This window comes from Streptomyces sp. NBC_01520, from assembly GCF_045040375.1.
Taxonomy (GTDB): domain Bacteria; phylum Actinomycetota; class Actinomycetes; order Streptomycetales; family Streptomycetaceae; genus Streptomyces.
In genome coordinates, this window is record NZ_CP109404.1 from 731431 (window position 1) to 757213 (window position 25783).

The 25783-nt window shown below is 70.7% G+C and carries 26 protein-coding genes and 2 pseudogenes; 16 read left to right on the plus strand and 12 right to left on the minus strand.

What is annotated here, in order from left to right; translation table 11 throughout:
- Window positions 1–49 precede the first annotated feature (49 nt).
- Window positions 50–1285, minus strand: a complete 1236-nt coding sequence (locus OG524_RS03245) for an IS701 family transposase (protein WP_405393345.1) — start codon at window positions 1283–1285, stop codon at window positions 50–52.
- 287 nt (window positions 1286–1572) lie between these two features.
- Between OG524_RS03245 and OG524_RS03250 the strand changes: the two genes are divergently transcribed.
- Complete coding sequence (locus OG524_RS03250) at window positions 1573–1812, plus strand: hypothetical protein (protein ID WP_405808968.1); 240 nt, start codon at window positions 1573–1575, stop codon at window positions 1810–1812.
- A 35-nt stretch (window positions 1813–1847) separates the two neighbouring features.
- Here the strand turns inward: OG524_RS03250 and OG524_RS03255 are convergent, their stop codons facing one another.
- A complete protein-coding gene (locus OG524_RS03255) occupies window positions 1848–2597 on the minus strand; it encodes a TetR/AcrR family transcriptional regulator (RefSeq protein WP_405808970.1) in 750 nt (249 codons plus the stop codon).
- Between the two features lie 63 nt (window positions 2598–2660).
- Between OG524_RS03255 and OG524_RS03260 the strand changes: the two genes are divergently transcribed.
- On the plus strand, window positions 2661–3284 hold the full coding sequence (locus OG524_RS03260; RefSeq protein ID WP_405808972.1) for a class I SAM-dependent methyltransferase: 624 nt from the start codon (window positions 2661–2663) through the stop codon (window positions 3282–3284).
- Here OG524_RS03260 and OG524_RS03265 read toward each other — a convergent pair.
- The 3 genes from OG524_RS03265 to OG524_RS03275 form a co-directional block, all read right to left on the minus strand.
- Window positions 3256–3444, minus strand: a complete 189-nt coding sequence (locus tag OG524_RS03265; protein WP_405392489.1) for a hypothetical protein — start codon at window positions 3442–3444, stop codon at window positions 3256–3258. The two genes, OG524_RS03260 and OG524_RS03265, sit on opposite strands and share 29 nt — an antisense overlap.
- A 25-nt stretch (window positions 3445–3469) precedes the next feature.
- Window positions 3470–3700, minus strand: coding sequence for a hypothetical protein (locus OG524_RS03270; RefSeq protein ID WP_405808974.1), 231 nt, complete (start codon window positions 3698–3700; stop codon window positions 3470–3472).
- Between the two features lie 273 nt (window positions 3701–3973).
- Window positions 3974–5203: an amidohydrolase family protein gene (locus tag OG524_RS03275; RefSeq protein WP_405808976.1), complete on the minus strand. Its 1230-nt coding sequence runs from the start codon at window positions 5201–5203 to the stop codon at window positions 3974–3976.
- 133 nt (window positions 5204–5336) lie between these two features.
- Here OG524_RS03275 and OG524_RS03280 point away from each other — a divergent pair, with 133 nt between their 5' ends.
- A complete protein-coding gene (locus tag OG524_RS03280; protein WP_405392486.1) occupies window positions 5337–5807 on the plus strand; it encodes a MarR family winged helix-turn-helix transcriptional regulator in 471 nt (156 codons plus the stop codon).
- Window positions 5808–6003: 196 nt separating this feature from the next.
- Here the strand turns inward: OG524_RS03280 and OG524_RS03285 are convergent.
- Window positions 6004–6363: pseudogene (locus tag OG524_RS03285) on the minus strand (LysR family transcriptional regulator); the annotation flags it as partial.
- Between the two features lie 181 nt (window positions 6364–6544).
- Here OG524_RS03285 and bla point away from each other — a divergent pair.
- Both bla and OG524_RS03295 read left to right on the plus strand, forming a co-directional pair.
- Window positions 6545–7555, plus strand: a complete 1011-nt coding sequence (gene bla, locus OG524_RS03290) for a class A beta-lactamase (protein ID WP_405808978.1) — start codon at window positions 6545–6547, stop codon at window positions 7553–7555.
- Window positions 7556–7792: 237 nt separating this feature from the next.
- Complete coding sequence (locus tag OG524_RS03295) at window positions 7793–7999, plus strand: hypothetical protein (RefSeq protein WP_405808980.1); 207 nt, start codon at window positions 7793–7795, stop codon at window positions 7997–7999.
- A 180-nt stretch (window positions 8000–8179) separates the two neighbouring features.
- Here the strand turns inward: OG524_RS03295 and OG524_RS03300 are convergent.
- Both OG524_RS03300 and OG524_RS03305 read right to left on the minus strand, forming a co-directional pair.
- Window positions 8180–8347: pseudogene (locus OG524_RS03300) on the minus strand (ATP/GTP-binding protein); the annotation flags it as partial.
- A gap of 51 nt (window positions 8348–8398) precedes the next feature.
- On the minus strand, window positions 8399–8923 hold the full coding sequence (locus tag OG524_RS03305; protein WP_405808982.1) for a S1 RNA-binding domain-containing protein: 525 nt from the start codon (window positions 8921–8923) through the stop codon (window positions 8399–8401).
- 577 nt (window positions 8924–9500) lie between these two features.
- Between OG524_RS03305 and OG524_RS03310 the strand changes: the two genes are divergently transcribed.
- The 5 genes from OG524_RS03310 to OG524_RS03330 all read left to right on the plus strand — a co-directional run bounded on the left by OG524_RS03310 (window position 9501) and on the right by OG524_RS03330 (window position 16306).
- Entirely contained in the window at window positions 9501–9938 is a 438-nt protein-coding gene (locus tag OG524_RS03310; protein ID WP_405808984.1) for a recombinase family protein, read from the plus strand.
- A 1594-nt stretch (window positions 9939–11532) separates the two neighbouring features.
- Window positions 11533–12015, plus strand: a complete 483-nt coding sequence (locus OG524_RS03315; protein ID WP_405392482.1) for a DUF6643 family protein — start codon at window positions 11533–11535, stop codon at window positions 12013–12015.
- A 47-nt stretch (window positions 12016–12062) separates the two neighbouring features.
- Window positions 12063–12887 carry an MOSC domain-containing protein gene (locus OG524_RS03320; protein WP_405392481.1) on the plus strand — a complete coding sequence of 275 codons (825 nt, stop codon included), beginning with the start codon at window positions 12063–12065 and terminating at the stop codon, window positions 12885–12887.
- Between the two features lie 133 nt (window positions 12888–13020).
- Complete coding sequence (locus tag OG524_RS03325; protein ID WP_405808986.1) at window positions 13021–13638, plus strand: hypothetical protein; 618 nt, start codon at window positions 13021–13023, stop codon at window positions 13636–13638.
- Between the two features lie 232 nt (window positions 13639–13870).
- Window positions 13871–16306, plus strand: coding sequence for a right-handed parallel beta-helix repeat-containing protein (locus OG524_RS03330; protein ID WP_405808988.1), 2436 nt, complete (start codon window positions 13871–13873; stop codon window positions 16304–16306).
- Here the strand turns inward: OG524_RS03330 and OG524_RS03335 are convergent.
- Complete coding sequence (locus OG524_RS03335; protein WP_405393344.1) at window positions 16276–18549, minus strand: hypothetical protein; 2274 nt, start codon at window positions 18547–18549, stop codon at window positions 16276–16278. The two genes, OG524_RS03330 and OG524_RS03335, sit on opposite strands and share 31 nt — an antisense overlap.
- Before the next feature lie 331 nt (window positions 18550–18880).
- Between OG524_RS03335 and OG524_RS03340 the strand changes: the two genes are divergently transcribed.
- Window positions 18881–19711: a DeoR/GlpR family DNA-binding transcription regulator gene (locus OG524_RS03340; protein ID WP_405392478.1), complete on the plus strand. Its 831-nt coding sequence runs from the start codon at window positions 18881–18883 to the stop codon at window positions 19709–19711.
- Window positions 19712–19848: 137 nt separating this feature from the next.
- Window positions 19849–20283: an SRPBCC family protein gene (locus tag OG524_RS03345; RefSeq protein WP_405808990.1), complete on the plus strand. Its 435-nt coding sequence runs from the start codon at window positions 19849–19851 to the stop codon at window positions 20281–20283.
- 35 nt (window positions 20284–20318) lie between these two features.
- On the opposite strand, the gene OG524_RS03350 is transcribed toward OG524_RS03345, so the two are convergent.
- Window positions 20319–21452, minus strand: coding sequence for a PLP-dependent cysteine synthase family protein (locus OG524_RS03350; protein ID WP_405392476.1), 1134 nt, complete (start codon window positions 21450–21452; stop codon window positions 20319–20321).
- A gap of 224 nt (window positions 21453–21676) precedes the next feature.
- Between OG524_RS03350 and OG524_RS03355 the strand changes: the two genes are divergently transcribed.
- Window positions 21677–21994, plus strand: a complete 318-nt coding sequence (locus OG524_RS03355) for a hypothetical protein (RefSeq protein WP_405392475.1) — start codon at window positions 21677–21679, stop codon at window positions 21992–21994.
- A gap of 217 nt (window positions 21995–22211) precedes the next feature.
- Entirely contained in the window at window positions 22212–22736 is a 525-nt protein-coding gene (locus tag OG524_RS03360; RefSeq protein WP_405392474.1) for an ATP-binding protein, read from the plus strand.
- 93 nt (window positions 22737–22829) lie between these two features.
- Here the strand turns inward: OG524_RS03360 and OG524_RS03365 are convergent, their stop codons facing one another.
- A complete protein-coding gene (locus tag OG524_RS03365; RefSeq protein WP_405812418.1) occupies window positions 22830–23141 on the minus strand; it encodes an SHOCT domain-containing protein in 312 nt (103 codons plus the stop codon).
- Between the two features lie 200 nt (window positions 23142–23341).
- Here OG524_RS03365 and OG524_RS03370 point away from each other — a divergent pair, with 200 nt between their 5' ends.
- A complete protein-coding gene (locus OG524_RS03370; protein ID WP_405392473.1) occupies window positions 23342–23911 on the plus strand; it encodes a TetR/AcrR family transcriptional regulator in 570 nt (189 codons plus the stop codon).
- Window positions 23912–23921: 10 nt separating this feature from the next.
- Complete coding sequence (locus tag OG524_RS03375; protein ID WP_405808993.1) at window positions 23922–24506, plus strand: DUF4865 family protein; 585 nt, start codon at window positions 23922–23924, stop codon at window positions 24504–24506.
- Window positions 24507–24532: 26 nt separating this feature from the next.
- On the opposite strand, the gene OG524_RS03380 is transcribed toward OG524_RS03375, so the two are convergent.
- Window positions 24533–25747: an ROK family protein gene (locus tag OG524_RS03380; protein WP_405392471.1), complete on the minus strand. Its 1215-nt coding sequence runs from the start codon at window positions 25745–25747 to the stop codon at window positions 24533–24535.
- Window positions 25748–25783 lie beyond the last annotated feature (36 nt).

The window sequence follows — 25783 nt, forward strand, 5'->3', positions numbered from 1 at the left end:
GCGTCGTCCCAGGACAGCAGCCTAGTACTCCAGCTGTAGATCGTGATCTTCATGTCTGATGGGCGGTTCGTCGGTGGTAGTGGCTGGTTCTGGATCGGGCCCTCTGGCGGCGCCGCCAGAGGGACCAGCGCAGGCGGTGGACCACATCGGGCACGGGTCCAACGAGTGCCGTGAACAGCCGCTGGATCTCGTTGCAGGTGAGCGGGATCAATCCGTCCGGGGCGGGATGGCGGGCATGTTCTGCGGCACGGATGGCCGCCAGGAAGGCGTGCGCGAGCATGAGCAGGGTGACCCGGCGAGACCAGGAGGTGAAGCGGCGGACCTGGTGCTCGTCCAGTCCCGCAAGACCTTTTCCCGACTGGAACGTCTCCTCAACTCGCCACCTCGACCCGGCGACGCGGACCAGCGTGGCGAGGGGTGCCGGAGCAGGTGAGGAGCAACGGTAGTAGGCCCGTTCGCCGGTGGTGCGGTTGCGGCGGATCAGCAGTTGGTGGTGAATCGGTCCGGAGTCGGCCAAGTCGATGACTGCCCAGTCGTAGAAGCGGTGCCCTTTGGCCCCGGCCCCGGCCGATAGCTTCTGCCAGGCTCGCTTGGGTACTTTCGCAGCCAGCGCGTCGGCCCGGAACTTGCCCGCACCGGTGATGACGTCCGCCGAGGAGACGACTGCCAACACGTAGCCGACCCCATGTTCTTCCAGTGCGGTCCGCAGACGCGGGTTGCCGCCGTAGACCTCGTCGCACGTGACCCATTCCAAGCGATGTCCGGTGTCGAGAAACCGGCCGATCATACGGCCGGCCGGCTCCCGCTTGGTCGCAAAGACTGTGTCCTCGGGGAGGCCGGCGGCCCGGCAGCGGTCCGGCTCGGATGTCCACGAACGCGGGACATAGAGCTCACGGTCCACCGCCGCGTGTCCGCGCGCTTCCGCGTACATGAGGTGGACAGCGACCTGAGAGTTCTCGATCCGGCCCGCGGTGCCGGTGTATTGACGCTGCACCCCGACCGTGTGGGTGCCCTTCTTCAGGTCGCCGGTCTCGTCGACGACGAGGACTGCCCGCTCATCGTGCAGCTGCTCCACGACATAGTCGCGTACGTCGTCCCGAACCGCGTCGGCGTCCCAGGACGCCCGACACAGCAGATGCTGCATGCCATGCGGTGTCGCTTCCCCGGCCCACTCGGCGATCGTCCAGCAGTTCTTACGCGGCAGGTCCGACAGCAGCCCGAGCACCAGCCGTCCCGCCCGACGCCGGGCCTCCACCCGCGCGAACCGTCCGGCCATGCGCCCCATCATGCCCTCGAAGCCTTCCAGCCGGCGGGCGGGGTCTACGCCGTGACCTGCGGCCACCGCATGATCGTTCGTCTTCACACACTGATGATCAACGGTGGCCGCAGCCATACCGGGCAGGAGGAACACCATGCAGATCGCCGGCGTCGACATCTACGTCAATCACCCCGTTCTGCACCTCGGGGCAACCGACCGGGTGCCACTCCCCCTCGCTCTGAACGCCGCCCCCGCAGCCAGTTGCGACACCCACGTGGCCGTCCGGGGTTCGACCCCGGAGAGGGCTGATCAAGGTGCGTCTCTTCACACCGCCTGATGACCCGCAGGCCCAACGCCCGGACCCGGAGTTCACCACCGTCTGCGACGGCCCCCTCCTGCTACCCGACAGGCGCATCGCAGTCGGCGACGTCGAGCAGCAGACCCGCTTCGTACACGGAGTGGGCGACCGCGGCCAGTTCAACGTACGCGTTCCTGTGATCACACCGGGGCCAGACGCCAACGCCATTGACATCGTCATCGCCGGCCCGAGCTAGTGACCCGCGAGACGCCCATCCCAGCATGAGACCGCTCAACGCCCGGCGGCCGCACCGCGATCACGATCTACAGCTGGAGTACTAGGACGGCCTCTTCGGCCCTGTGGTGCCGGGGTGTTCTGGCCCTCGTGGTCAGTGCAGAGGTGGGCAATCAGGGCCGCACAGGCCCACTCCTCCCAGGCGTCGGGGGACCAGCCCCGGTTGCGGACAAAGAGCAGGTACAGCTCCGGGCTGAGAAGCCCGTACAGCAGGTCGGCGGCGCGGGCGGTGTCGACGTCGGGGCGGGTGTCGGGCTTGGAGGTCAGGGCCTTCGCTGCGGTGTGCTGAACGGTATAGCGCGGGTCGGGGCCGGCGGGCCACTGCGCGGCGATCTCCGGGTCCGTGGCCGCCGCAGCCGCGATCAACGGCATGATCGGGGCGACACGGCCGAGGATGTCGCGTACACCCCGTACGTGGGCGCGCAGTTGCCCGGCCGCGGTGGGCTCGGCGCACGCGGCGCGGAACCAGTCGCGGTCCATCGTGGCGACCGGTTCGACGTCGCCCGCGATGGACGTGTCGACGACGTCCTTGAACAGCGCGCGCTTGTTACGGAACACGAAGTACACGGTCTGGACGGCCACACCCGCGCGATCCGCAACTTCTTGAAGGCTTGTCGCGCCGTACCCCTGTGCGACGAACAGGTCCCGCGCCGCCGCAACGATCTTCTCGCGGGTACGCCGCGAGCGTTCGGCCCGCTTGTCGGGGCGCTTGACGTTCTGTCCGTCGGATCCCTTGACTGCATCCATGCCGGGAGTCTACCTCTAGAGTCAGACACTAGAGATGAACTCTAATTTCTTGGAGGGGTAGCGATGAGTAAGACTCGGACGGCTGCGGAGCTCGACCAAGAGGCTGCTGTGCGCCGCGTGTTGGAGGACTTCTACCGGGACGGCAAGCCGCCGTGGGACAGCGGCGTCACGCCGCCCGAGCTCGTGGCCCTGATAGAGGGGCCCGGCGCCCTGACGGCGGGCCGGGTGCTCGAACTCGGCTGTGGCACCGGGACCAACGCGTTGTACCTGGCCCGGCACGGCTGGCGGGTGACGGCCGTTGACCTGGTCGACCGCGCGGTCCGGCAGGCGAGGGAGAAGACCGACGCGGCCGGAGCGGACGTCACGGTGCTGTGCGGGGACGCCACCCGACTCGACGAGGTGGGCGTGCCCGGCCCGTACGACCTGTTCTTCGACCTGAGCTGCTACTGCGGGATTCCACCGCACCGCCGCGACGCCTACGCCGCCGGCCTCACCAAGCGTGCCGCCCCCGGCGCACGACTGCTGATGTTCGGGTACGGGCCCGGAGCGTTCAACGACACGTGGTCCGGCGTCACCGCGGACGAACTCAGCACCAGGTTCTCCGGGTGGCAGCTGACCGACGTGACGCCCGGCACGAACCCAGTCCCGACTTTCTGGTTCACGCTGCGCCGCGCCGCCACGGCGTGAGCTCAGTCGCACCGGGCCGCTTCGGGCCGCGGATGTCGCGCGCGGCCGTTCTCATGAACGAGGAGATGTGAGGGGCGAACAGCGCGGCAATCGCGGCCGCCGGCTCCTGGCGCGGTACCACCTGTTCGATCCGCGCCCACATCGCGTCCAGCGTCTCCACCTGGGGCGGGCTGACGTCCCCGGTGTCAGTGTCGACGGGCGTAGTCGATCCCGGCGAGCATCACCTCGGGACTGTCGCCCGGCAGCGAGGCAAAAGCCCCGAACCGGCCGGGATACCGCTCGGCCAGCTCGGCGAACTCCTCATTCACCGCGCGGGCCAGGCGGGTGGCGAACCCGGGGTCCTCGGACGTTCGGGGCGGGAGTGAACGGCAGGGACAGCAGTTGGGCGGCGATGCCCTGACGATCCATGAAGTCAAGCGCCCGCTGCGGACTCCACTGTGCGGTGCCAGCGCCGGGGCGGGCCAGCAGCGCGGCGACACTGCCACCTAAGTAGTGGGTGTGCACGTCGATACGGGTGCCGGACAGACAATTGCCTTTCACTGGGGACACATGTGATAAGGCGCGCCGGACATGCCCGCCGGGGACCGCCCGCTCGCTGCGGCGCTCTCCCGCGGGCTCTGCTCCACGGCAACGCGGCCCACTCGGAGGATTGACGCCGGCGGCATGGGGTGGTGGGCGGCAGCCGGCGGTCAGCCTTCGAGCCGGGTACCACGGCGCCATACGGCCCGGGTGTTGAGGGTGTCGCCGATGGTGGTGGTGGGGTCGCCGTCGACCAGGAGCAGGTCGGCGCGCAGGCCTTCGGCGATACGGCCGCGGTCGGTCAGGCCGAAGCGCCGGGCGGTGGTGGAGGTGGCAGCACGCAGGGCCTGTACCGGGGTGAGGCCTGCCCGTACGAGGTACTGCAGCTCGTGGTGGACACTGGCGCCGTGGGCGAGTCCGCCCAGGAACGGCATCGCCATGGACACATCGGTGCCGGCCAGGATGTCGACACCGGCGTCGTGCAGCGCGCGCACGGACCCCAGCACGTCGGTGATCTTCCCCTGCGGGTAGTGGTTGAAGCTGCTGCGCAGCGTCGTCGTCCAGGCCTCGTCCAGCCGGGATGCGACGCGCGGGTCGTCGGCCAGCTCGTCACCGCTGATGCCCATCATCGAGGCGTCCAGCACGACGCAGGGCACGACGAAGGCGCCCGAGTCCCGGATCAGTGTGATGATCTCGTCGGTGTGCGGGCCGTCCATGAACAGGTGGACCAGGCCGTCGATACCGGCCTCGATCGCCATGCGGGTCGCGTCGATCGTCAGTGTGTGGGCGACGGTGAGCATGCCGAGCCGCTTGGCCTCGGCGACCCCTGCGTTCAGGGTTGCCCCATCGAGCATCGGCAGGCCGGGGTGGCCTTCGATCGAGCCGTCGTCGACCATGAACTTGATGTAGTCCGAGCCGCGTTCGATCAGCTGCGCAATGAACCCGACTGCCTGCTCGGGAGTGGTCGAGAACGGCATCAGCGGCGCCGGCCCGGCCGGCCGGGCCGTGCCGGGCGGCGGGCCGGGACGGAAACCCTCGGGAAACAGCTCGCTGGGGTGGCCGCCGGGCGGGGTGATGCCGAATCCGGAGGAGCGCACGTCCGCCAGGGCATCGTTACCGCTGATGTGCGCACGGTTGTCGGCGGTGTTCGTTCCCTGCATCTCCAGCTCGGTCGTCACCCCGAACCGCAGGGCCAGAGCGAGAGACTCCGCATTGGTGTGTACGTGGGCGTCGATCAGGCCGGGCAGCAGCGTCCCGCCCTGCGCATGCACGATCTCGGCTCCCGCGGGCACCTGCCCGCCGACCGTGAGAATCCCGGTGTGGTCGAGGACGACGGTGCGCGCCTCCAGTGTCCGGACGCCGTCGAAAACCCGTGCGTTGATGATGGCCGTGGTGCTCATGGCTGTTTCCTGTCGTTGTCCGTCCGAAGCGGTCACCGGTTCTTCCGGCTCCACCAGGATCATGCAAAATGCAGATGCATGCATTATGGCACACAATTGTGTTCCGCAGCGATCTGGAGCTACGCTGCCAGGTGTGACCAAGGGAAACGAGACTCAGGACGACGCACTGCTGGACGCGGTCGGCGCGGCGTTCGCCCGACTGCGCCGCCGCACTGCCCTGGTGGACGTCGATCCACCCGTCACGCGCAAGGACATGGCCCGCAACCAGGTCATCAACATCGTCGACGAGGCCGACGGCGAGATGACCGTCGGCGGCATCGCCTACCAGCTCACCGTCGACTCCTCCGTCGCCAGCAGGATGGTGAGCGACTGCATCACCGCAGGACTTCTCGTGCGAGCCGCCTCCCAGCGCGACGGCCGCCGCACCGTGCTCCACCTCACCCCCGCGGGCATCGCACTGCGCGACCGCTTCAGCAGCCAGCACCGTCAGGCCTTCGAACACATCACCCACGACTGGCCGCAGGCCAAACGCCTCGAATTCGCCCGAATGCTCGTCGACTACGCCGACGCCGCCGCCGAACTCGGCACCCGCACCACCCCCTGAGCGGCCGGCCACGGACACGCCCGGGCCGTAGGAGATGTTCCGGGCGAGGTTGTGGCAGGACTCCTGGACGGTGAGCTTCTTGTGCATGGGGAAGATCGTTCGACTGAAGCCCCATGGAGCTCTCCGCCGAGAGGCGACCGCCCTCCGCACCCGCACCCCCTACGGCACCGAGTCGGTGATGTTGAACTTGCCCGTCGTCGGCACGTGACGCCGCGCCCCGCACGTCGGCGACGAGTCGGGCGAGCGCGGAGGTGGAGCAGATGCCGGGCACCGCGAGCCGCCACGGCTTGAGCTTGACGGCCTCCCCCTCGACCAGCAGCACGTCGCCCGCCTGTACGAGGCGGCGCCTGGCCGCCAGCAGCATGTCGCGCCCGAAAGGGGTGAGGAGGGCCCGACGCGAGGCGCGCTGGAACAGCTGCTCACCGAGGCGTTCCTCCAGGGCCGCCACACGACGGCTGGCCACCGACTGCGACATCCGGGCATCGGCGGCGCCGACGGTGAGGCCGCCGCGCTCGCTGACACTGACGAAAGCACGACACGCTCCCACCGGATCCACAGCCCGCACTATCGCCGTCCTGCCGGATCGGCATGGAATCCAGCAGAACCGTATTGGACCGCATGGGTTCCGCAGGTGAGGGTGGTCCGAGAACATCGCAAACGCCCCGGATGGGCCGGGACAGCCCTGCCCCATCCCCTACGCGCGTCCCGCATGCGGGACGCGCCCGGAGGTTCGGCCCATGCCCACACCGATGCCCACGCCCACACCCGCGCCCCCGCCCCCGCCCACCACCTGGCCCCCACAGAGCACTCGCACCCACGCCCGGCGCGCCGCTCTGGCCGCGCTGGCGACGCTCACGCTCGCCCCGCTCGTGGCCTGCGCCGAGAACGACGCCCCGGCCACCTCCTCCACATCCACCATCACGGACGGCTCGACGGCCGCCGGTGAGCCGCAGACGCAACGGCTGCCGTACGCGGAGGAGTTCGAGGCGCTTGAGCGGAAGTACGATGCACGGCTCGGCGTGTACGCCATCGACACGGGCACCGGGCGCGAGGTGGCCTACAACGACAGCGAGCGGTTCCTCTTCGCCTCCACGTTCAAGGCGCTGGCCGCCGGTGCCGTACTGCGCAAGCACACCCTTGACGGCATGGACCAGGTGATCACGTACTCGAAGGACGAAGTGGTCGTCAACTCCCCTGTGACCGAGAAGCACGTCAAGACGGGGATGACCCTGAAGGCGCTGTGCGACGCCGCCGTCCGCTTCAGCGACAACACGGCGGCCAACCTGCTCTTCGAGCAACTGGGCGGCCCCGAGGGCCTGCAGGCCGTCCTTGAAGAGCTCGGTGACGACATGACCCGGATGGAACGCATCGAGCCCGGACTGAGTGACTGGTCCCCCGACTCGACACGTGACACGAGCACCCCCCGGGCGCTGGCCCAGGACCTGCGCGCGTTCGTCCTCGGAGACGTCCTTGCCGAGCCCGAGCGGGCGCAGCTCACCACGTGGCTGCGGACCAACACCACCGGCGACGAGACCATCCGGGCCGGTGTCCCCAGGAAGTGGGTGGTCGGCGACAAGACCGGAAGCGGCAACAACTACGGCATCCGCAACGACATCGCCGTGGTGTGGCCGCCCGACAGCGCCCCTGTCGTCATGGCGATCCTGACGAACCGCAGCGCGCCGGACGCCGCATCCGACAACCGTCTGCTCGCGGAGGCGGCGACGGTGATCACCGACACGCTCCCCTGACCTGCGCACCGTTCCGGGTCGGTCCAGGCCGAACAGACCCGGATAGACCTCTCGGTGAGGACTTTCGAAGTGGTCTGGCCCGAGCGGGAGCGGGCTCGTTGAACTGATGCCATCTACAAGGAGGCATCGCATGGTGTTAGCGAGAATGCGGCAGATGACGGCCGTGGCGACGGCCGTCGCCGTCGGCAGCGTGACTCTGGCGCGGTTTCCCAGGCCCCGGCGGTCGCGGCGGATCCCGTGCGTGTCAGCACGGTGATGATCCCCGAAGTGTTCGGACCGATGGGCGCGGTGATCACCAACGGCTGTACGGGCGAGCAGCGGGTGAAGGCGACCTTCGCGTCGGGTCAGATCCCGTGCGCGGTCCTGCAGCCGGGTCAGGCAGTGACCCAGTGGGGGTGGCCGGGCGCCCCCTTCAACCAGTTCCTGGGCCTGGTCTGCTGCTGAGCGGCACCTCCGGCGGATGAGTCCCGGTCGCCGGGGCCGACGCCCCTCGGCGCGGCCCGGGCGGCACGGCGGGGAGCGGTGCGAAGGTGCCCGGCGCCTTGCGCTCGGGTCTTGGGCTCCGGGTGTCGAGCCCCGGGAGCCTTTGGATCCGAGCTCCGGAACGGGGCGGGGCACTCGTTCGAGGGCCAGGAATCGGGCGAACTCGACCGCGATCATGCGAGGGGTCGCAGCTGGCGGGACGGTGACATAGGCGACGGGGATTCGGTCGTCGACGTCTGGGTGCCGTACCCGGTCTCGCAGTTCGTGGGCGAGACCGAGCTGGGTGATCGCGATGGTCTTCCCGGTGCTCGTGCTCACCGGGCGGCTTCGGCGACGTCCTGAACTGCACAAATGCAGATCTCACGGGCGAAGGGACAGCAGAATCTGACGCTCCACAAGGTTGATGGCGACCACCTCCACCGCGACCTCGTCGCCGGCCTGCACGGTGTTTCCCGGTAGATCGGTCGTGTGGCCTGCGAGGTCAGGCCACGGGACCAGCCCCACACAGTGCCTATTGACTCGGACGAACGCGCCGATCTTCACCACCTTCTCCACACGACCTGCGACGACACGACCGAGTTGCGTGCGCGCGAACTCTGGCAGTGGGTCAGGACAGAGCGCCTTGAGCGACAGCGCGCACCGCTCCCAGTCCAGATCAACGCCCAGGACGACGACGGTCACCTCCTGCCCGATCTCAACGATGTCCGACACCGCATCGGCATGAGCCCAGGTCAACTCGGCCACGTTCACCAGGCCGTCCAAACCCCCGATGTCGACGAACGCACCGAACGGTTCGATCGCTGAAACGACGCCTTCGCAGACCTGGCCCGCCTTCAACCCCTCCAGCTTCGCCCGGCGCGCCTGCTCTCTGGACGTCTTCGCCATCCCCACCTCTTCCTGAGCCGCCCAGACTCTCACCCCAGACCCCGCAGGCGAAAGAGACCAACCGCCGCAGGTGGGGCCAAAGCTCATTGCTGATCAAGGTCCGGCAGACCAGATGCTGGGTCCAACGCCCATTGCCAAGTGGGGCCGAGTCGTCCTGGCGAAGCCACAGCCCGACACGCGTCAGCCAGCGATTCCAGAACTCGGCAACATTCCAGAGCCGGCCCAGCATCAGATGATGCCGAAACCCACCGGCATCCGTTCTTGGTTCTCACCTACGCAGCCAGGTGGCCACTCGCAAAAGTCCTCTCGAAACCCGCACGTTGTGCGAGATGCTTCCGAGAGACTTCCCGCATGGATCTCACGCCCGATAAGGCGGCAGTTGCGGTAGAACATCACAACTGCCCGAACTGTGACGCGCCCGCCGGCAGCGCCTGCCGCACGCGTGGCGGGAAGACCGCCGCGAAGTACCACACCCCCCGCTTCGTCCTCGCCCCCGCGCTCCGCGAGGAACTGGAGATCCCCGTCCCCGCCGACCGGCACCCGGGCCGCGTGGAAGCAGGGCCCGGAGCTCGCCATCGTGCCCGCGCCCCGCACCGAGCGGCCGGTACGGATCGGGTACGCGAGGACGTCGACCGCGCGGCACGAGCTGGCGAGTCAGCTCGAAGCCCTCCACCGGGCGGAGTGCCACAAGGTCTTCAAGGAGCAGATCAGCACCCGCGTCAAGGTGCGGCCCGAGCCGGAGAAGGCCCTCGCGCTGGCCCACCGGTTCAAGGAGGCGGCCCCGGAGCCGCCCGTCATTCTCACGGCGCACGAGCTGAAGCGGCTGGCCAGGAACGCGGCCGAGCTGATGACGTTGTCCGCCGAGCTCCAGGCGAGCGGCATCCAGCTCGAACGCCTCACCGGTCCACCTGGCGACACCTCCACCAGGCCCGATCCCGGACAAGCCACTGCCAGCGGCAAGCCGCCCAGGTATGAAGATCACGATCTGCAGCTGGAGTACTGGGCGGAGCCGTGAAGCGACCCGCCACGGGACCTCCCATGACCGACACCGGGCCGCCCCGACGCCATCGGCAGGTCCACGGAACTGCCACCGAGGCCCATTTCGGCACCTCGGGAAGTCCGTCGCCGGAGAACCGCCGGGGCGGGTCCTGCTGGGCAGGGCGTGGAACCGTCCGGCCGCCGTGGCTCCGAGTGCTGCCGTGGAGAAGCTGTAGGCGGCATCCATGGTCACCCGGCGGAAGCGGATTCGGTCCGCGATCCGACAGCGGGCATTCGCTCCCTTTTCCCGACCGGCCGCCGGCCGACGTCGACGAGATCGTGAAGCAGACAGACCGCACGGCTTTTGCATGCGGCACGGAAACCGCACGCACCTGAAGGCTCGCCAATTCATTGCCAGTGGATCAAGACCGGTGCCATTCACGGGGCATCGCCCGCTCAACACGACTCGGACACCAGGACTTTGGCCGGTCGGCGAGCCGGAGTCCCGCGCACCACCGGAAGCCGAAGAACCCGCCAAGGGCGCGCGCTCCGCAAGTGGCCGAACATGACCGCTCGCACCGCGGCATTCCCGATGGCCTGCCACACCTCGCAGACGTGGCCTGCCGTACCCCCGCAGGCCGCCTGACAGCGGCACGAAGCACCTGGCGAATCACCGGAACAAGAGCCCCTCCAGCACGATGATATCGCCTCCGCCGCCGACACCCCTCATCATGCGCATGCCCAGAGCCGCAGGTCAGACACCCTTCGTGGCGGATTCGACGGTCGCGACGCACTTCGGCGGCGCTTCATCGGGAACCGCACGACGACACGAGCGGCCCGACGACGTGGCGTGGGACGAATCCCGACCGGCGAGGCCGGCCGCTTACCGGGCACAGTGGCAGACGGCAGGGCAGATCGGCCCACATGCCGTCGCAGGCCGGCTCGAGCCGCCGGACCGGCGAAAGCAGTCGCGACCTGCCCACGGCGAACCGTTCCGGAAGGCGCACCGCACGCCGCCCCCACGGCGTGGCCCCGGCTCCTCCTTGCCGCCCCTCGGCCTCCTGGGCCGCGTCCGCCCGGACGGCCGCCTCTTTGGCCGAAAGCGTCTCCCGACAGGGCGAGTCGCACGGCCCGCCGGACGGAGTCCGGCACACCCCGGCCCGGTGTGAAACGGCCGAACTTCCGTTGCGCCCTGCCGAAAACCGCGTATCGCGTCGCAGTTCACCGCCAGGGGCTCCGGCCGGCCACTTGTCGGTGCCGAGGCCGGGAATGATCCAATGGCGGACGCGACCGTGGATCTCCGCCGCACGGGCGCCCGCACCCGGCACGGAGGGGTGGGCCACGCCAGTCGGCGAGCGCGTCGGCGGCCGGCCGCGGTCACCCCCGGCGATCACCGTGAGGTGCCGGGCGCTCCGGGCCGAAGCGCGAGTCCTGGGGAGTCCCGCGCGGCGTCGCCCTTTGTAGCTCGACCGCCACTTCTTGTTAGCCACGTCCTCCGACGGAAAAGCCCCCGCTGTTAACGAGGGATTTAACGATGTCTTGGCGCGTCGGGCCGACAAAAGCAGCGTAAAACGGATAGCCCCAAGATTGGGGCTCCCCAATCAGCACATCGTGGGCTTAACTTATGTGTCATGACCTCCCCTCGCTCCACCTACGGAGGCGGCTACTACGCCGCGCCGTCGTTCCCCGACACCCCGATCTACGACTCCCTGGTCGCCGAGCGGGGCACCCCTCAGATCGCACCGATCCGAGTTCCGGCCGCCTACGACACCGGCAACAGCTACCTGCCGGCCTTGCCGTCGGCGCTTCCGGCCCTGCCCGCGGCCCCGTCGCAGTACAACGGCTCCTACGGCTACCCGCAGCAGGCTCCGCAGCCGCAGTACCAGAACGCCGGAATGCAGCAGGCGCCGATGATGCAGCCCGCACAGCTGCAGCACGCACCGGCCCCGTACATCCCCCAGCAGCCCGCCGCGCCCCGTGGCTATCAGCAGCCGCAGCAGCCGCGCCCCGGTACGGGCTACGAGGCGATGCGCCCGGCGTCCCCGAGGCCGGCACCCGCGCCGTCCCCGTACGAGGACCCGTACAACCGTCCGTACCAGGGCCGGGGGTACTGAGCGGGGCGAAACAGCCCGCTGTCGGTGGCGGCTGGCAGGATGGACGCATGGTTTCTCCGGTACTCAGGGCCATCCGCATACACCCGGTCAAGTCACTGACCGCGTGCACGACCGACGAGGCCGTCGTCGAGCCATGGGGACTCGACGGCGACCGACGCTGGATGCTGATCGACAGCGAGGACAGGGTCGTCACACAGCGTCAGCTGCCCGGCCTGGCACAGCTGTCCGCTGCGCCGCTGCCGGGTGGCGGGGTGGTGCTGTCGGCGCCCGGAAGTGCGCCGCTGGCCGTGGATGTGCCCGATCCGGCCTTCACCGTCCTCGCGGAGCTCTTCAGGAGCAAGGTCGAGGTGGTGGAGGCGGCAGGGGCCGCCCACGCCTGGTTCGGTGCGCGTCTCGGTGCGGAGGTCCGGCTCGTCCATCTCGACGAGCCGTCGCACCGCAGACTCATCGACCCGGCGTACGCACGCCCCGGCGAGACCGTCTCCTTCGCCGACGGGTTCCCGCTCCTGCTGACCGCGCGCGCCTCGCTGGACGCGCTCAACTCGCTGGTGGAGCAGGGCGATCACGCTGACGAGGGCCCGCTGCCGATGAACCGCTTCCGGCCGAACGTGGTCGTGGACGGCACCGCGCCGTGGGCCGAGGACGGATGGCGGCGCATCGCGATCGGGGAGGTCGCCTTCCGCGTGGCCAAGCCGTGCGGACGCTGCATCGTCACCACCACCGACCAGTTGACGGCGGAGCGCGGCAAGGAGCCGTTGCGTACGCTCGCACGCCATCGCCGGACGGGGACGGGTCTCCACTTCGGCCAGAATCTGATCCCCGACGGGACCGGTGTGATCCGGGTGGGGGATCCCGTGCGGGTCCTCGACTGATCCAAAGGCTCCTGGCTGCCGGGGAACCCACGGGGCAGGGCGGGGCGTTGACGTAGTGAGGTTGCTCTCTCTTCGCCGCTCCGGGCAGGTGATCGGGGCCGTATCGGGTTATGACGGATACGGAAGGAAGTGCGTGACTGTGCGAGCGGTCCTGGGAATCCGGCGGTGGCGGCACAATCCCCTGTGCCGGCCCACCGATCGTCACGAGGCCCGGGTGGCTCTCGTGGCGCTGCTGCTGATGCTGGTCGCGGCCCCGGCGCTCGGGCGGCTGTGCGGCGGCCTCACCGACGACGCCCTCCAGCGGGGGGTGCGGACCCAGCACGCGCAGCGCCACCTCACCACGGCCGTAGTGGTCCGTGAACCCTCCGGTGCGTCGCGCTTCGCCCAGGACCCCGAGAGCGCCGTCGCGGCGGGCACCACGCGCACCTCGGTGGTGGCCCGTTGGAAGGCCCCGGACGGCACCGCCCGTACGGGACAGGTGGCGACGGCGTCCCGCACCACCGCCCCCGGGGCCCGTATACGGATCTGGACCGACGCCGCGGGCAGCGCGGCGATGCGCCCCATGGACCCCTCCACCGCCCGCACGCACGCGGTGCTGGCCGGTATCGGCGTGACGCTCCTCGCGGCCGGTCTGCTGGAAACCGCCCGCAGGCTGGTCGTATGGCGCATGATGCAACGGCGGTACATCCGGCTCGACGAGGCCTGGGCCGAAACGGGCCCCGACTGGGGCAGAACGGGTACGGGCAGCTGAACCCGAAGGGCGCGACAGCCGGTCCGGGGCGCCGGGCAGGGCTCCTGAAGAGGGCTCATGCGCGGCCGACGCGTCAACTCCCGTCCGCCGCGCGCGCTACGGTGGACCGGCCCGCCCGACTCCTCGGCAGGCGGACCCGGAGCTGCCCAGGACGGACGGCACCGGCGGTCGCTCGGCATGCGGGCAGGCACGAGGCAGCGCACACGGCACGAGGTGGGGGCACAGCAGCACCATGGCACAGGGCACGGTCCAGGTGACGCACACCGGCACATCGCGATGGCGGCGCCGCACGGGCGAATACGCCTCCCTCACCGCAGCCCTGGAGGCCGCGGCCGAAGGTGACGTCCTCACCATCGCCCCCGGTACCTACCGGGAGAATCTCGTCGTCCACCGCGCGGTGACACTGCGCGGTCCCGAGGGCTCCGTCGGATCGGTCCGGATCGCACCGGTCGACGGCGTCCCCCTGACCCTCCGCGCCTCCGCCGTGATCCAGGACCTCCACGTGGAGGGCCAGGACGCAGCCTCGCCCGCCCTGCTCGTCGAGGAGGGCGCACCGGAGCTGTCGGACCTGCGCGTCGTGACCAGATCGGCCGCCGGGATAGAGGTGCGGGGCGCGGCCAGGCCCACCGTGCGCCGCTGCACCGTCGACAATCCGGCCGGGGTCGGCATCGCCGTACTGGACGGCGCCGGGGGCGTGTTCGAGGAGTGCGAGGTCGTCTCGGCGGGGCAGTCCGGCATCTCGGTGCGTGACGGCGCACATCCGAGGCTGGAGCGCTGCCGCGTCCACCACGCGTCGGGGGCGGGCCTGAGCGTGACCGGGGAGGGCAGCGGCCTGGAGGCGGTGGGCTGCGAGGTGTACGAGATCAAGGGCAGCGGGGTGCAGATCACGGCCCGGGGCACGGCGCACCTCACCGACTGCACCGTGCACCGCACGTCCGCGGACGGGGTCACGCTGGACACCGACGCGGTCCTCACACTCGCCGACTGCGACATCCACGACATCCCGGAGAACGCGGTGGACCTCCGCTCCCGGTCGGTGCTCACCCTGACCCGTTCCACCGTGCGCAGGTTCGGCCGCAACGGCCTGTCGGTATGGGACCCGGGCACGCGTGTCGATGCCAACCAGTGCGAGATCCACGACAGCACGGGGGACTATCCGGCGGTCTGGGTGAGTGACGGGGCGACGGTCATACTCGACTCGTGCCGTGTCCACGACGTGCCCGACGCCCTCTTCGTCCTCGACCGTGGCTCGCGTGCCGATGTCGTGGACAGCGATCTGTCCCAGATCCGGAACACGGCGGTCTCGGTGAGCGACGGGGCCACCGCCCAGCTCGACGACTGCCGGATCCGTGAGGCGTCGACCGGGGCGTGGTTCCGTGACCACGGCAGCGGCGGCACCCTGAACAACTGCACCATCGACGCCGCGCAGACGGGTGTCATCGTCACCAAGGGCGCCGATCCGACGATCGAGCGCTGCACGGTCACCTCGCCCGCCGAGGCTGGTTTCTACGTCTCCGCCGAGGGTCGCGGGACCTTCAACAGCTGCCGGGTCACGGGGAGCGAGGGGTACGGCTTCCATGTGATGGACGGCTGCCGTTCCACGCTGACCCACTGCCGTACCGAGCGGTGTGCGCGCGGTGGTTACGAGTTCGCCGACGGCGGCGCCTCCCACGGCGAGGGGCGCAGCGGCGGTCCGGTCGTGGAGGACTGCACCAGCGACGAGAGCGGGTTGCGCAGCGCCGCTCCCCCGGCCCCGGCGGTCCTGACGGCGTCCCGGTCCACGCCCGGGCTGCTCAGCGCGATGCCGGTGCAGCGGGCGGCGGAGACCGTGGCCCCGCCGGCCCCGGCCGAGCCCGTACGGGATTCGGGTGCCGTCCTCGGCGAGCTGGACGCGCTGGTGGGCCTGGACAGCGTCAAGCGCGAGGTGCGCGCGCTGACCGACATGATCGAGGTGGGCCGTCGGCGTCGGCTGGCCGGACTCAAGGCCGCGTCGGTGCGCCGGCATCTGGTCTTCACCGGCTCCCCGGGTACGGGCAAGACGACGGTGGCCCGGCTGTACGGCGAGATCCTGGCCTCGCTCGGTGTGCTGGAGCACGGGCATCTCGTGGAGGTGTCCCGGGTCGACCTGGTCGGTGAGCACATCGGGTCGACCGCGATCCGTACGCAGGAGGCGTTCGACCGGGCGCGCGGCGGGGTGCTGTTCGTCGACGAGGCGTACGCGCTCTCGCCCGAGGACTCCGGCCGCGACTTCGGGCGTGAGGCCATCGACACACTGGTGAAGCTGATGGAGGACCACCGGGACGCGGTGGTGGTGATCGTGGCCGGGTACACCCATGAGATGGAGCGCTTCCTCACGGTCAATCCGGGTGTGGCGTCGCGCTTCTCACGGACGATCACGTTCAGCGACTACGTGCCGGAGGAGTTGCTGCGGATCGTGGAGCAGCAGTCCGAGGAGCACGAGTACAGCCTGGCGGACGGGTCCGGGGAGGCGCTGCTCAAGTACTTCACAGCGCTTCCCAAGGGTCCGGCCTTCGGTAACGGCCGTACGGCCCGTCAGACCTTCGAATCAATGGTGGAGCGGCACGCGGGCCGGGTCGCCCAGCTCGCGGAGCCGAGCACGGACGACCTCACCCTGCTCTATCCGGAGGACCTGCCCGAGCTTCCCTGAGTCTCCGCGCCGGTCTGCTGGGGCAGGACGGGTCCGAGCCGTTCGAGGAGCGCGGCCCGTTGTACGGCGAAGTCGGGGTCGGCCTGGTAGTCCGAGTGCCCCAGGATCGGTTCGGGCAGCGGGTGTTCCGGGGTGCGGCCGTAGACCAGCGGGTCCCTCAGCGGGCCCCGGTCGACTTCCGGGCCGCCGCCCTCGTCGATGCCGACGGGACCGCCGATCGGGTCCGTGGCGCGCCACAGGTTGCGCCAGCAGTGGACGGACCGGTGGAGCCCTTCCAGCGGGACGGGGCCGAAGTAGGCCGGGAACCAGCGCCCGTAGAGCCGCTCGATCGGCGAACCGTAGGTGAGCAGTGCCACCCGGCGTCGCGTCGCGTCGGGCAGTTGCCAGACGGCCGCCGCCGCGAGCACGCTGCCCTGGGAGTGTCCCGAGATGACGAGCCGGCCACGGGTGAGGCCCGTCCAGGCGGACATCCGGGACGACAGGTCGGGCACGGCCCGCTCGGCGTAGCAGGGCGGCGCGAAGGGGTGGGCGGCGCGCGGCCAGAACGTACCGACGTCCCAGAGGATGCCGATGGTGCGCCGGGCGGAGACGTCGCGGTAGGCGCGGCGTCCCCAGGTGACGAAAAGTATGAAGCCGAGGCCGATCAGCCATGAGCCGGTCGACTGGGCGGCCTCGGCGAGCGATTCGACGATCGGGCTCGTGCCGTCCATCGCCCGGCCGGGCACCTCGCCGCTGATCCAGGATCCGGCGACCGCTCCGGCACCGAGCAGCAGGGTGGCGCCGGAGACTAGCCCGACGATCCGGGGCGCGGAGTCCGTGAGCGCCGCTGTGGCCCTCGTGCGGGCGATCCGCCGGGTGCGGCCGGGGTCGGAGCGTGTCTGTTCGTACTCGGCCTCGATCCCGGGTCCCATCCGGCGCGCGCGCCGGGCGGTGCGGACGACCAGCCAGGTGACGGGGACCAGCAGGAGCAGCAGGAGTACGGGGATGACGGAGGCCTGCCAGCTGAGGACCACGGGCGGGCCCTCGATCGCGGAGCCGCGGCCCATGCCCGGGGTGCCGGGGCCGTCGAGCCAGTCGGCGACGCGCTGGGCGACGCCTCCGGTCATCACGCCGCCGAGCGCGCAGGCGAGCATCGCGACGGCGGGGCCGCCGAGGCCGCGCAGGGTGGTGCGCGGGTCGGGTGTGCGCCGGTACAGGCTCAGTGCCACTGCCGCGAGGACGACGACGAGGAAGCCCTGGCCGAGCGCGAGGAGACGGAAGGCGGCCTCTCCGGGGAGGGTTCCGGAGGATGCCCAGCCGGGGCGTGACCAGGCGGCGTACACCGTGCCGACGGCCAGGAGGGCGAGCGCGGCCGCGGGCAGGAAGGTGATGACGGCACGGTCGAGCCGGTTGTCGAGGCGTCGCTCGCTGCGGCCACGGCGGCAGACCACCACGACGACGACGAGGCCGCACAGGACGAGGACCGCTTCGAACAGCCCGCCGAGCACGGCGGGTACGGGGCCGTCGGCGGCCCGGTCGTGCCGGGCGGCCGCACCTGCGACGGCGGCGGCGACGGTGAGGAACCCGGCGGCGGTGTGCGCGGCGCGCAGCCGGGCGACCAGTCGGCGGCCGTACCAGAACCCCGGCCTGCCGAGTGCGGGGCGCACGACGGGGGCACCGGACGGCGCGGGCAGCGGCTCGTCGTCACCGGGTTCGTCCCAGGTCAGCGGGCGCTGCGATTCGTAGGCGCTCCAGGTGCGGTTGGACAGGTACCAGAGCAGTCCGACGAGGGCGGTGGGCACGACCGCCGCGACGGCGAGCCTGCGTCCGGGCTGGGACCACCAGCCGCCCTGTTCCGTGGCGAGGAATCCCAGCCAGGACCGCCGCCCGGAGCATTCGGCGACGCCCGCGCACTGCCAGGCCACCAGGTCGAGGGCCACCTCGCAGGCGGCGGCGGTCAGCAGCACGGTGAGGCTGAGGGCGATGAGCCGCACCACGGCTCCGTACAGCCGGACCGCGACGGTGCGCCCCCGGGCGGTGGGCCGCATCCAGTGGGCGAGGTTGACCACCATGAAGGGGAGCAGCAGGAGCCACAGGGCGCGGGAGCCGTTGCCGGAGGTGAGGTTGGACCAGCAGTAGGCCTCGGCGACGGGTCCGTCCCGGTGGCGCTCGGGATGCTGCTCGGCCGCGACGTCCTCGGTACGCCGATAGACGGCGGCCGTGGCGTCACCGGTGATCCTGGTCGTCCGGGGGTCGCCGAGCATCTCCTGGGGGGTGGCTCCGCCGACGCCGTGGACGAGCAGTTCCAGCGCCGCCCCGGAGCTCTGCGGGGCCTGGGGTGCAGGGGGCAATTTCGGTGACTCACTCTCTGGTCCGTACGGCGTCTGGGCCGGCGGGGAAGGGACGGGGCGCGGCGTGTGGCTCTTGGGCTGATGCGCAGTCACCACCATCCCGGACGGAGGGTGTCCGCCGCACCGCTCTCACCGAATCTCCCCAGTGACGCGGCCTGTAGGGGTGCGTGGCAGGATGAGGGCGTCCCGCAGGCCGCTGCCGGACCGTGTGGACAGGTGGACCGAGGGAAGGGCCGGGCCGGCGTTGAGCGAGAACCAGAACCTGCTCGCGGAGCAGCGGCGCGCGCTCATTCTCGACGAGGTGCGCAAGCGCGGCGGGATCCGGGTCAACGAGCTGACCCGCAAGCTGAGCGTCTCCGACATGACCATCCGCCGGGACCTGGACGCGCTGGCGCGTCAGGGTGTCATCGAGAAGGTGCACGGCGGGGCCGTCCCGGTGGTCGAGGCGAGTACGCACGAGCCGGGGTTCGAGGCGAAGTCGACGCTGGAGCTCAGCGCCAAGGAGGACATCGCGCAGGCGGCTGCCGCGATGGCGGTGCCCGGCAGCGCGATCGCGCTCTCCGGCGGTACGACCACGTTCGCGCTGGCCCGGCACCTGCTGGACGTACCGGCACTGACCGTGGTGACGAATTCGGTGCGGGTCGCCGATGTGTTCCACGACGCGCAGCGGCCGACGGCGACGGGCGGCTCGCGGGCCGGGGCGGCCACGGTGGTGCTGACCGGCGGAATCCGTACGCCTTCGGACTCGCTCGTGGGTCCGGTCGCGGACCGGGCCATCGACTCACTCCACTTCGACGTGCTGTTCCTCGGGGTGCACGGAATCTCGGTCGAGGCGGGTCTCTCGACGCCGAACCTCGCGGAGGCCGAGACGAACCGCCGCCTCGTCCGGGCCGCGCGGCGGGTCGTGGTGGTCGCCGACCACACCAAGTGGGGCACGGTGGGCCTGAGTTCCTTCGCGACGCTCGACGAGGTGGACAGCTTCGTCACGGACGCGGGCCTGCCGGACGGCGCCCGCCGGGAGATCGAGGAACATCTGCCGGGCCTGGTGGTGGCAGGCGGATCTCCGGCCGCCTAGGACCTCCGGGTGCCGGATCGGACCCCGCTGGTCCGGATGCCGGGACCGTGAGGCGGCATGATCCGTACGGGAGGCCCTGGGCGCCCGTACGTTCCGCTCCGCACCTCGCGGAGCGGTGGACGTCCTAGGATCGGTGTGTGGCCGTCTTCCGGATCGAGCGTTTCACTCCCCTCCCCGCCGCCGAGACCTGGCGCCGGGTGACCGACTGGGAGCGGCATGGCGGGACCGTCCCGTTCACCTCGGTCACCGTCCCGACAGATCCGCCCACCCGCACGGGAACGGTCTTCGTGGCCCGTACGGGTCTCGGCCCGTTCGGCTTCGACGATCCGATGGAGGTCGTGCGGTGGACCCCGCCGGCGGGCGGCCGGGCCGGACTGTGCGAGCTGGAGAAGCGCGGCCCCGTGGTGCGGGGCCGGGCCTCCATCGATGTCCGCCCGACGGGTGCGGGGTCGCATGTGATCTGGGTCGAGGAACTGCGCGTACGGCTGCTGCCCCGCTGGGGTGATCCCCTGCTCTCGACCGCGGGCCGGAGACTCTTCGGCCGCGTGCTCGACACCCTGCTCGACGATTAGCCGACGACCGCCGTACGGATGTCGGGCGGGCGCGGTCAGGCGGACCAGGTGCCCGTGGCCAGGAAGCCGTCGATCGTCTCCGTGTACGGCCCGATGTCGAGTCCCTGCTCGCTCAGCCAGCTGTCCGAGTAGTACTTGTCGAGGTAGCGGTCACCCGGGTCGCAGAGCAGCGTGACGACGCTGCCGGTGCTGCCCCGCTCCACCATCTCGGCCACCAGCTTGAACGCGCTCCACAGCCCGGTGCCCGTCGAGCCGCCCGCCTTGCGGCCGAGGACGCGCTCCAGCACGCGGACGGCGGCGACGGTGGCCGCGTCCGGCACCTTCATCATCCGGTCGATGGCGCCGGGCACGAAGCTCGGCTCCATCCTGGGCCGGCCGATTCCTTCGATGCGTGACCCGCAGTCGCTGGTGGCCAGCGGGTCGTGCCTGGTCCAGCCGTCGAAGAAACAGGAGTTCTCCGGATCGGGTACGCAGATCCGGGTGTCGTGCTGCATGTAGCGGACGTAGCGCCCGATGGTCGCCGAGGTGCCCCCCGTGCCGGCCGTGGCGACGATCCAGGCGGGTTCCGGGTACCTTTCCAGCCTCAGCTGCTGGTAGATGGACTCCGCGATGTTGTTGTTGCCGCGCCAGTCGGTGGCGCGCTCCGCGTAGGTGAACTGGTCCATGTAGTGGCCGCCGGTCTCGGCGGCGAGGGCGGCGGACTCCTCGTACAGCCTGCGGGAGTCGTCCACGAAGTGGCACTGCCCACCGTGGAATTCGATCAGCCGGCACTTCTCGGGACTGGTGGTGCGGGGCATCACCGCGATGAACGGGACACCGATCAGCTTCGCGAAGTACGCCTCCGAGACGGCCGTCGAGCCGCTGGACGCCTCGATGACCGGCTTCCCCCGGCGGATCCAGCCGTTGCACAGCCCGTAGAGGAAGAGCGAACGGGCCAGCCGGTGTTTGAGGCTGCCCGTGGGGTGCGTCGACTCGTCCTTGAGGTAGAGGTCGATGCCCCACTGCTCGGGCAGCGGGAAGCGCAGGAGGTGGGTGTCGGCGGAACGGTTCGCGTCCGCCTGGACCTTGCGCACCGCCTCTTTGAGCCAGGCCCGGTAGTCCGGATCGCTGCGGTCGGTGTCCACCGTCTCCATGACCCCGCCGTCACCTCGGTGCTCACTGGCGTCCATCAGGGATCTCCTTGTCGCGGCGGTACTCCGGAGCCTCCACGATATTCCCCCCACCTGCACAAACGATCGCTTTGATGGCCCATAGCCCTGCCTTTGCACAGATGCCGGGGGCGCGCGCCCGGCGCGGCGGCCCGGCGGATTCCGTCCCGATGTGGTCTGGTGCAAGCGCCCCTGTCCGGGGCAGACTTCTCAGCAGAAGCCGGGACAAGGGGGGTGAAGTCGCCATGGCCGAGACAGAGTTCAGCGCGACGGATGTCAGGATCGAACGATGGGACCGTTCCCTCACCAGGGCCGGCCAGGTGATCGTCAAGGACGGTCGGCTGGCCCTGCTGACCAGCAACGGCCGGGAGATCGACAGTGCGCCGGTGACCGCGGTGCGTGCGGGCAAGCGGTGGTTCCTGGCCGCCGACTCCGCGGTCGCGCGGGTCAACGGGGTGCGCTACCGGCTGACGATGGGGCAGCGCAACCGCAGGCCGGGCGGGGCGGCCCCGGTCCGCAGGTTCCTGGAGGCGCTGCGGGGAGCGAGCGGCCGACGGACCTGACGCAACGGTTGCGTACAGGCACCGCGAGTTGCGGAGCCCAACCCCCTGGGTCACGCTGGTCACACGTCACTGATGGTGCACCGGCGGTGACAGCGCAAGCCGCTCCGCCGGGGCCATGCAGGGCGGACCACGCATCACCAGACCAGAAACAGCAGTCAGCCATCTGCTGGATCCGTTCCTTCGTCTTCTTCCGGACCTATTTCGGGGAGTCGCAGCCGTGATCAGCGAGCCAAGCAGGCACTGCGCGGTGGAGCTCCAGGCCCTGCCGTCGCGGATCGGTCAAGTCCGCAGAATCATTTCGGCGCAATTGCGCTACTGGCATCTCGATCCTCTGATCGACCAGGCAGCGCTCGGCGTCACCGAACTGCTGACCAATGTCCACCGGCATGCACAGCCGGACAAATCGTGCACCGTCGAGATCGAGCTGCTGCTCGACCGTCTGACGGTCTCCGTCCACGACCACGACCCCCGGCTGCCGACCATGTGCGCTGCCGATTCCTCCGCCACTTCGGGGCGCGGAATGGCACTGATCGCGGCTGTCAGCGAGAGCTGGGGCGTACGACCGAGCGACGACGCGGGGAAGATCGTCTGGTTCACCCTTCCCGCTCCTTCCTTCGCCACCGCTCTGCGTCCCCTCCCGGTGTACGGGTCGATGACCGACGGTCCGTTCGGCTCCGGGCCCGGAATCCTCATGGAACCCGCGGCAGCGGCGACGCGTGCCCGGTCGGCCGTCGTCGGCTGACCGGGGCGGTGCCGCGGCCGTCACGCGGATCGCGAGGGAGCGCGCCGGCCGTCCAGGGCCGGCGCGCTCCCCCGTCCCGCTTCCCCGGTGCGGTCAGGCCGGACCGTCCTTGCCGGAACGGCCGTAGGGCTCGTCGAGGACGGAGAGCCTGCGCCAGTACTCGTCCTCTTCGATCTCCCCCGCCGCGAACCGCCGGCCCAGGAGGTCGACCGGCGTGTGCTCGGCGGCGCCGCCCCGGCGCACACCGGGCGACTGCCACGGGGGACGGCGGCCACGCCACACGGTGCGCCGCAGCAGCGTGAAGGCGCCGATGACGACCGCCGCCCAGATGATCGGGAAGAGCAGGATCCAGGGTCCGGGTCCGGGTCCGGGTCCGGGTCCGCCGGAGTACGCCAGGGTGTTCATCTCGGTCAGCTCCTCGGTGAGGGGTTCGTCCACGTGTTCCTGTCGCTTACGAGCCTGTCTCCGGGAGGGGGGGTCCGGGCGTCGTACCACCGGCGGCAGTGCGCGTACCCCGGCGGGAGTACGCGGCGCCCCGGCACCTGCTCCCCTGTTCCTCGGCGAACACCCTCACTTCTGTACCTACCGGTATGTACAGTGACCGCATGAGCACTCCGGACCGTCTGATCGAGGCCACCCAGGAGCTCCTGTGGGAGCGCGGGTACGTGGGTACGAGCCCCAAGGCCATCCAGCAGTTGGCCGGTGCGGGCCAGGGCAGCATGTACCACCACTTCACGGGCAAGCCCGATCTGGCCCTGGCCGCCGTCCTGCGTACGTCCGCACAGCTTCGCGCGACGGCCGGTGACCTGCTGGACGGCCCCGGCTCCGCGTACGAGCGGCTCTCCGCCTATCTGCTGCGCGAGCGCGATGTGCTTCGGGGCTGCCCGGTGGGGCGACTGACCATGGACCCGGAGGTCGTGGCGAGCGATCGGCTGCGTTCCCCGGTGGACGAGACGATGGGCTGGCTCCGCGGGCGGATCGCCGAGATCGTCCAGGAAGGCCTGGACGGAGGCGAGTTCACACCCGGCATCGCGCCCGCGGCGATCGCATCCACCGTGGTGGCCACGGTTCAGGGCGGCTACGTCCTGGCCCGCGCCTCCGGTTCGGCCGCCGCCTTCGACTCGGCGATCGAAGGGCTGCTCTCCCTGCTCTCCCCCCGCACCCCGTCCGCCTGAGGAGCACACGATGCACGTCATGCAGTACGAGATCACGCTGCCCGCGGACTACGACATGAAGATCATCCGCGAGCGGGTCGCCACCAGGGGCCATCTCCTGGACGACTTCCCGGGCCTCGGGCTCAAGGCGTACCTGATCCGCGAACGGGGCGGGCCGTCACCGGTCAACCAGTACGCGCCGCTGTACCTGTGGTCGGCCCCCGAGGGCATGAACGCGTTCCTCCGGGGACCCGGATTCCAGGGCATCGTCGACGACTTCGGGCGACCCGAGGTGCAGCACTGGTCGGGTCTCGCCCATCTGGAGGGGCCGGCCTCCGGAGCCGTTCCCCGTACCGCCGTCCGCCGCCGCGAACGGATCGCGGGCACGGTCCGGCCCGCCGAGGCGATGGAGGCCGCGCTGGAGGAGAACCGCCGGCTCGCCGCCGCCCCCGGAGCCGTGGCCTCGGCACTGGCCGTCGACCCGCGCCACTGGGAAATCCTGTACTTCACGCTCTGGGAGGACGAGCCCGACGGGACCGCCGGCGAACGCTACGAAGTGCTGCACCTCTCGGCGCCGGAGCGCGCCGCGCTGAGCGCGGGGGCAGGGGTGAGGTGACGCCCGGTCCGTACGGCCGGCGCGGGTCAGGCGAGGGCTGCCAACGGGTCGTCGAGCACGGGCTGCCAGGCCAGTTCGGCAGCGCCCACCAGGCTGTTGTGGTCCAGGGTGCAGGACAGGATCGGCACACTGCCGCTACGGCCCCACAGGCTGCGGTCGGCCACCACCGCGCGGAGCCGCTCGGGGTCGGCCTCCAGGAGATCGCGGTGCAGGCCGCCGAGGATGATGCGGTCCGGGTTGAGGATGTTGACCAGCCCGGCGAGGCCCAGGCCCAGGCGGTCGATCAGCTCCTCGGCGGCGGCGCGCACACACGGGTCGTCGTACTCCGTGCGCAGCAGGTCGCCGGACTGCTTGAGGAGTGATTCCTCCGGGCCTGGTTCGCGGTGCGCCGCGGTGAGGAAGGCCAGGGGGTCCGTCTCGACGTCCAGGCAGCCGCGTCCGCCGCAGTGGCAGGGGCGGCCCTCCGGGTTGACCGTGAGATGTCCCACTTCCAGAGCGAGGCCCGAACTCCCGCTGTGCAGACGGCCGTCCAGGACGAGGGCGCCGCCCACACCCCGGTGTCCGGTGGCTACACAGAGCAGGTGCTGGGCACCGCGTCCCGCCCCGTGCCGGTGCTCGGCGAGGGCGGCGAGATTGACGTCGTTGCCGGTGAACGCCGGTCCGGAGATGCCCGCCGCGCGCACGCAGGCGGAGAAGATCTCACGGACGGGGGCACCCGCCGGCCAGGCAAGGTGCATCGGGTTGAGGGCGGTGCCCTCGGGTTCGGCGACCGCCGAGGGGACGGCCAGCCCGGCGCCGACGCAGCGCAGCCCGCTGTCGCGCAGCAGCCGGGCACCGGCTTCGACGACCTCGCCGAGGACCTGTGCGGGGTCGGCCATGACGGCGACGCAGCCGGGTGCGGTGGCCACGATCCCGCCCCCGAGCCCGACCAGCGCGGCACGGAAGCCGTCGGCATGCACCTGGGCGGCCAGGGCGACCGGGCCGCCGTCCCTGACGGACAGCCGGTGCGAGGGGCGGCCCTGCGAACCGGCCGCCGAACCCGGGCTGGAGTCGACCCTGATGAGCCCGAGGGCTTCGAGCTCCGCGGCCACCGCGCCGGCGGTGGCCCGTGTGACACCGAGTTCGGACGTCAGCACGGCGCGCGTGGGCGCGCGGCCTGTGTGGACCAGCTCCAGGGCGGGCCCGAGCGCGCTGCGGCCCCTCTCCAACTTCGTCCGCGTGGCGGTCGACTTGCCGTTCATGGGGGCGAGTCTCCCATGATCCGGAGCCGCTGCCGA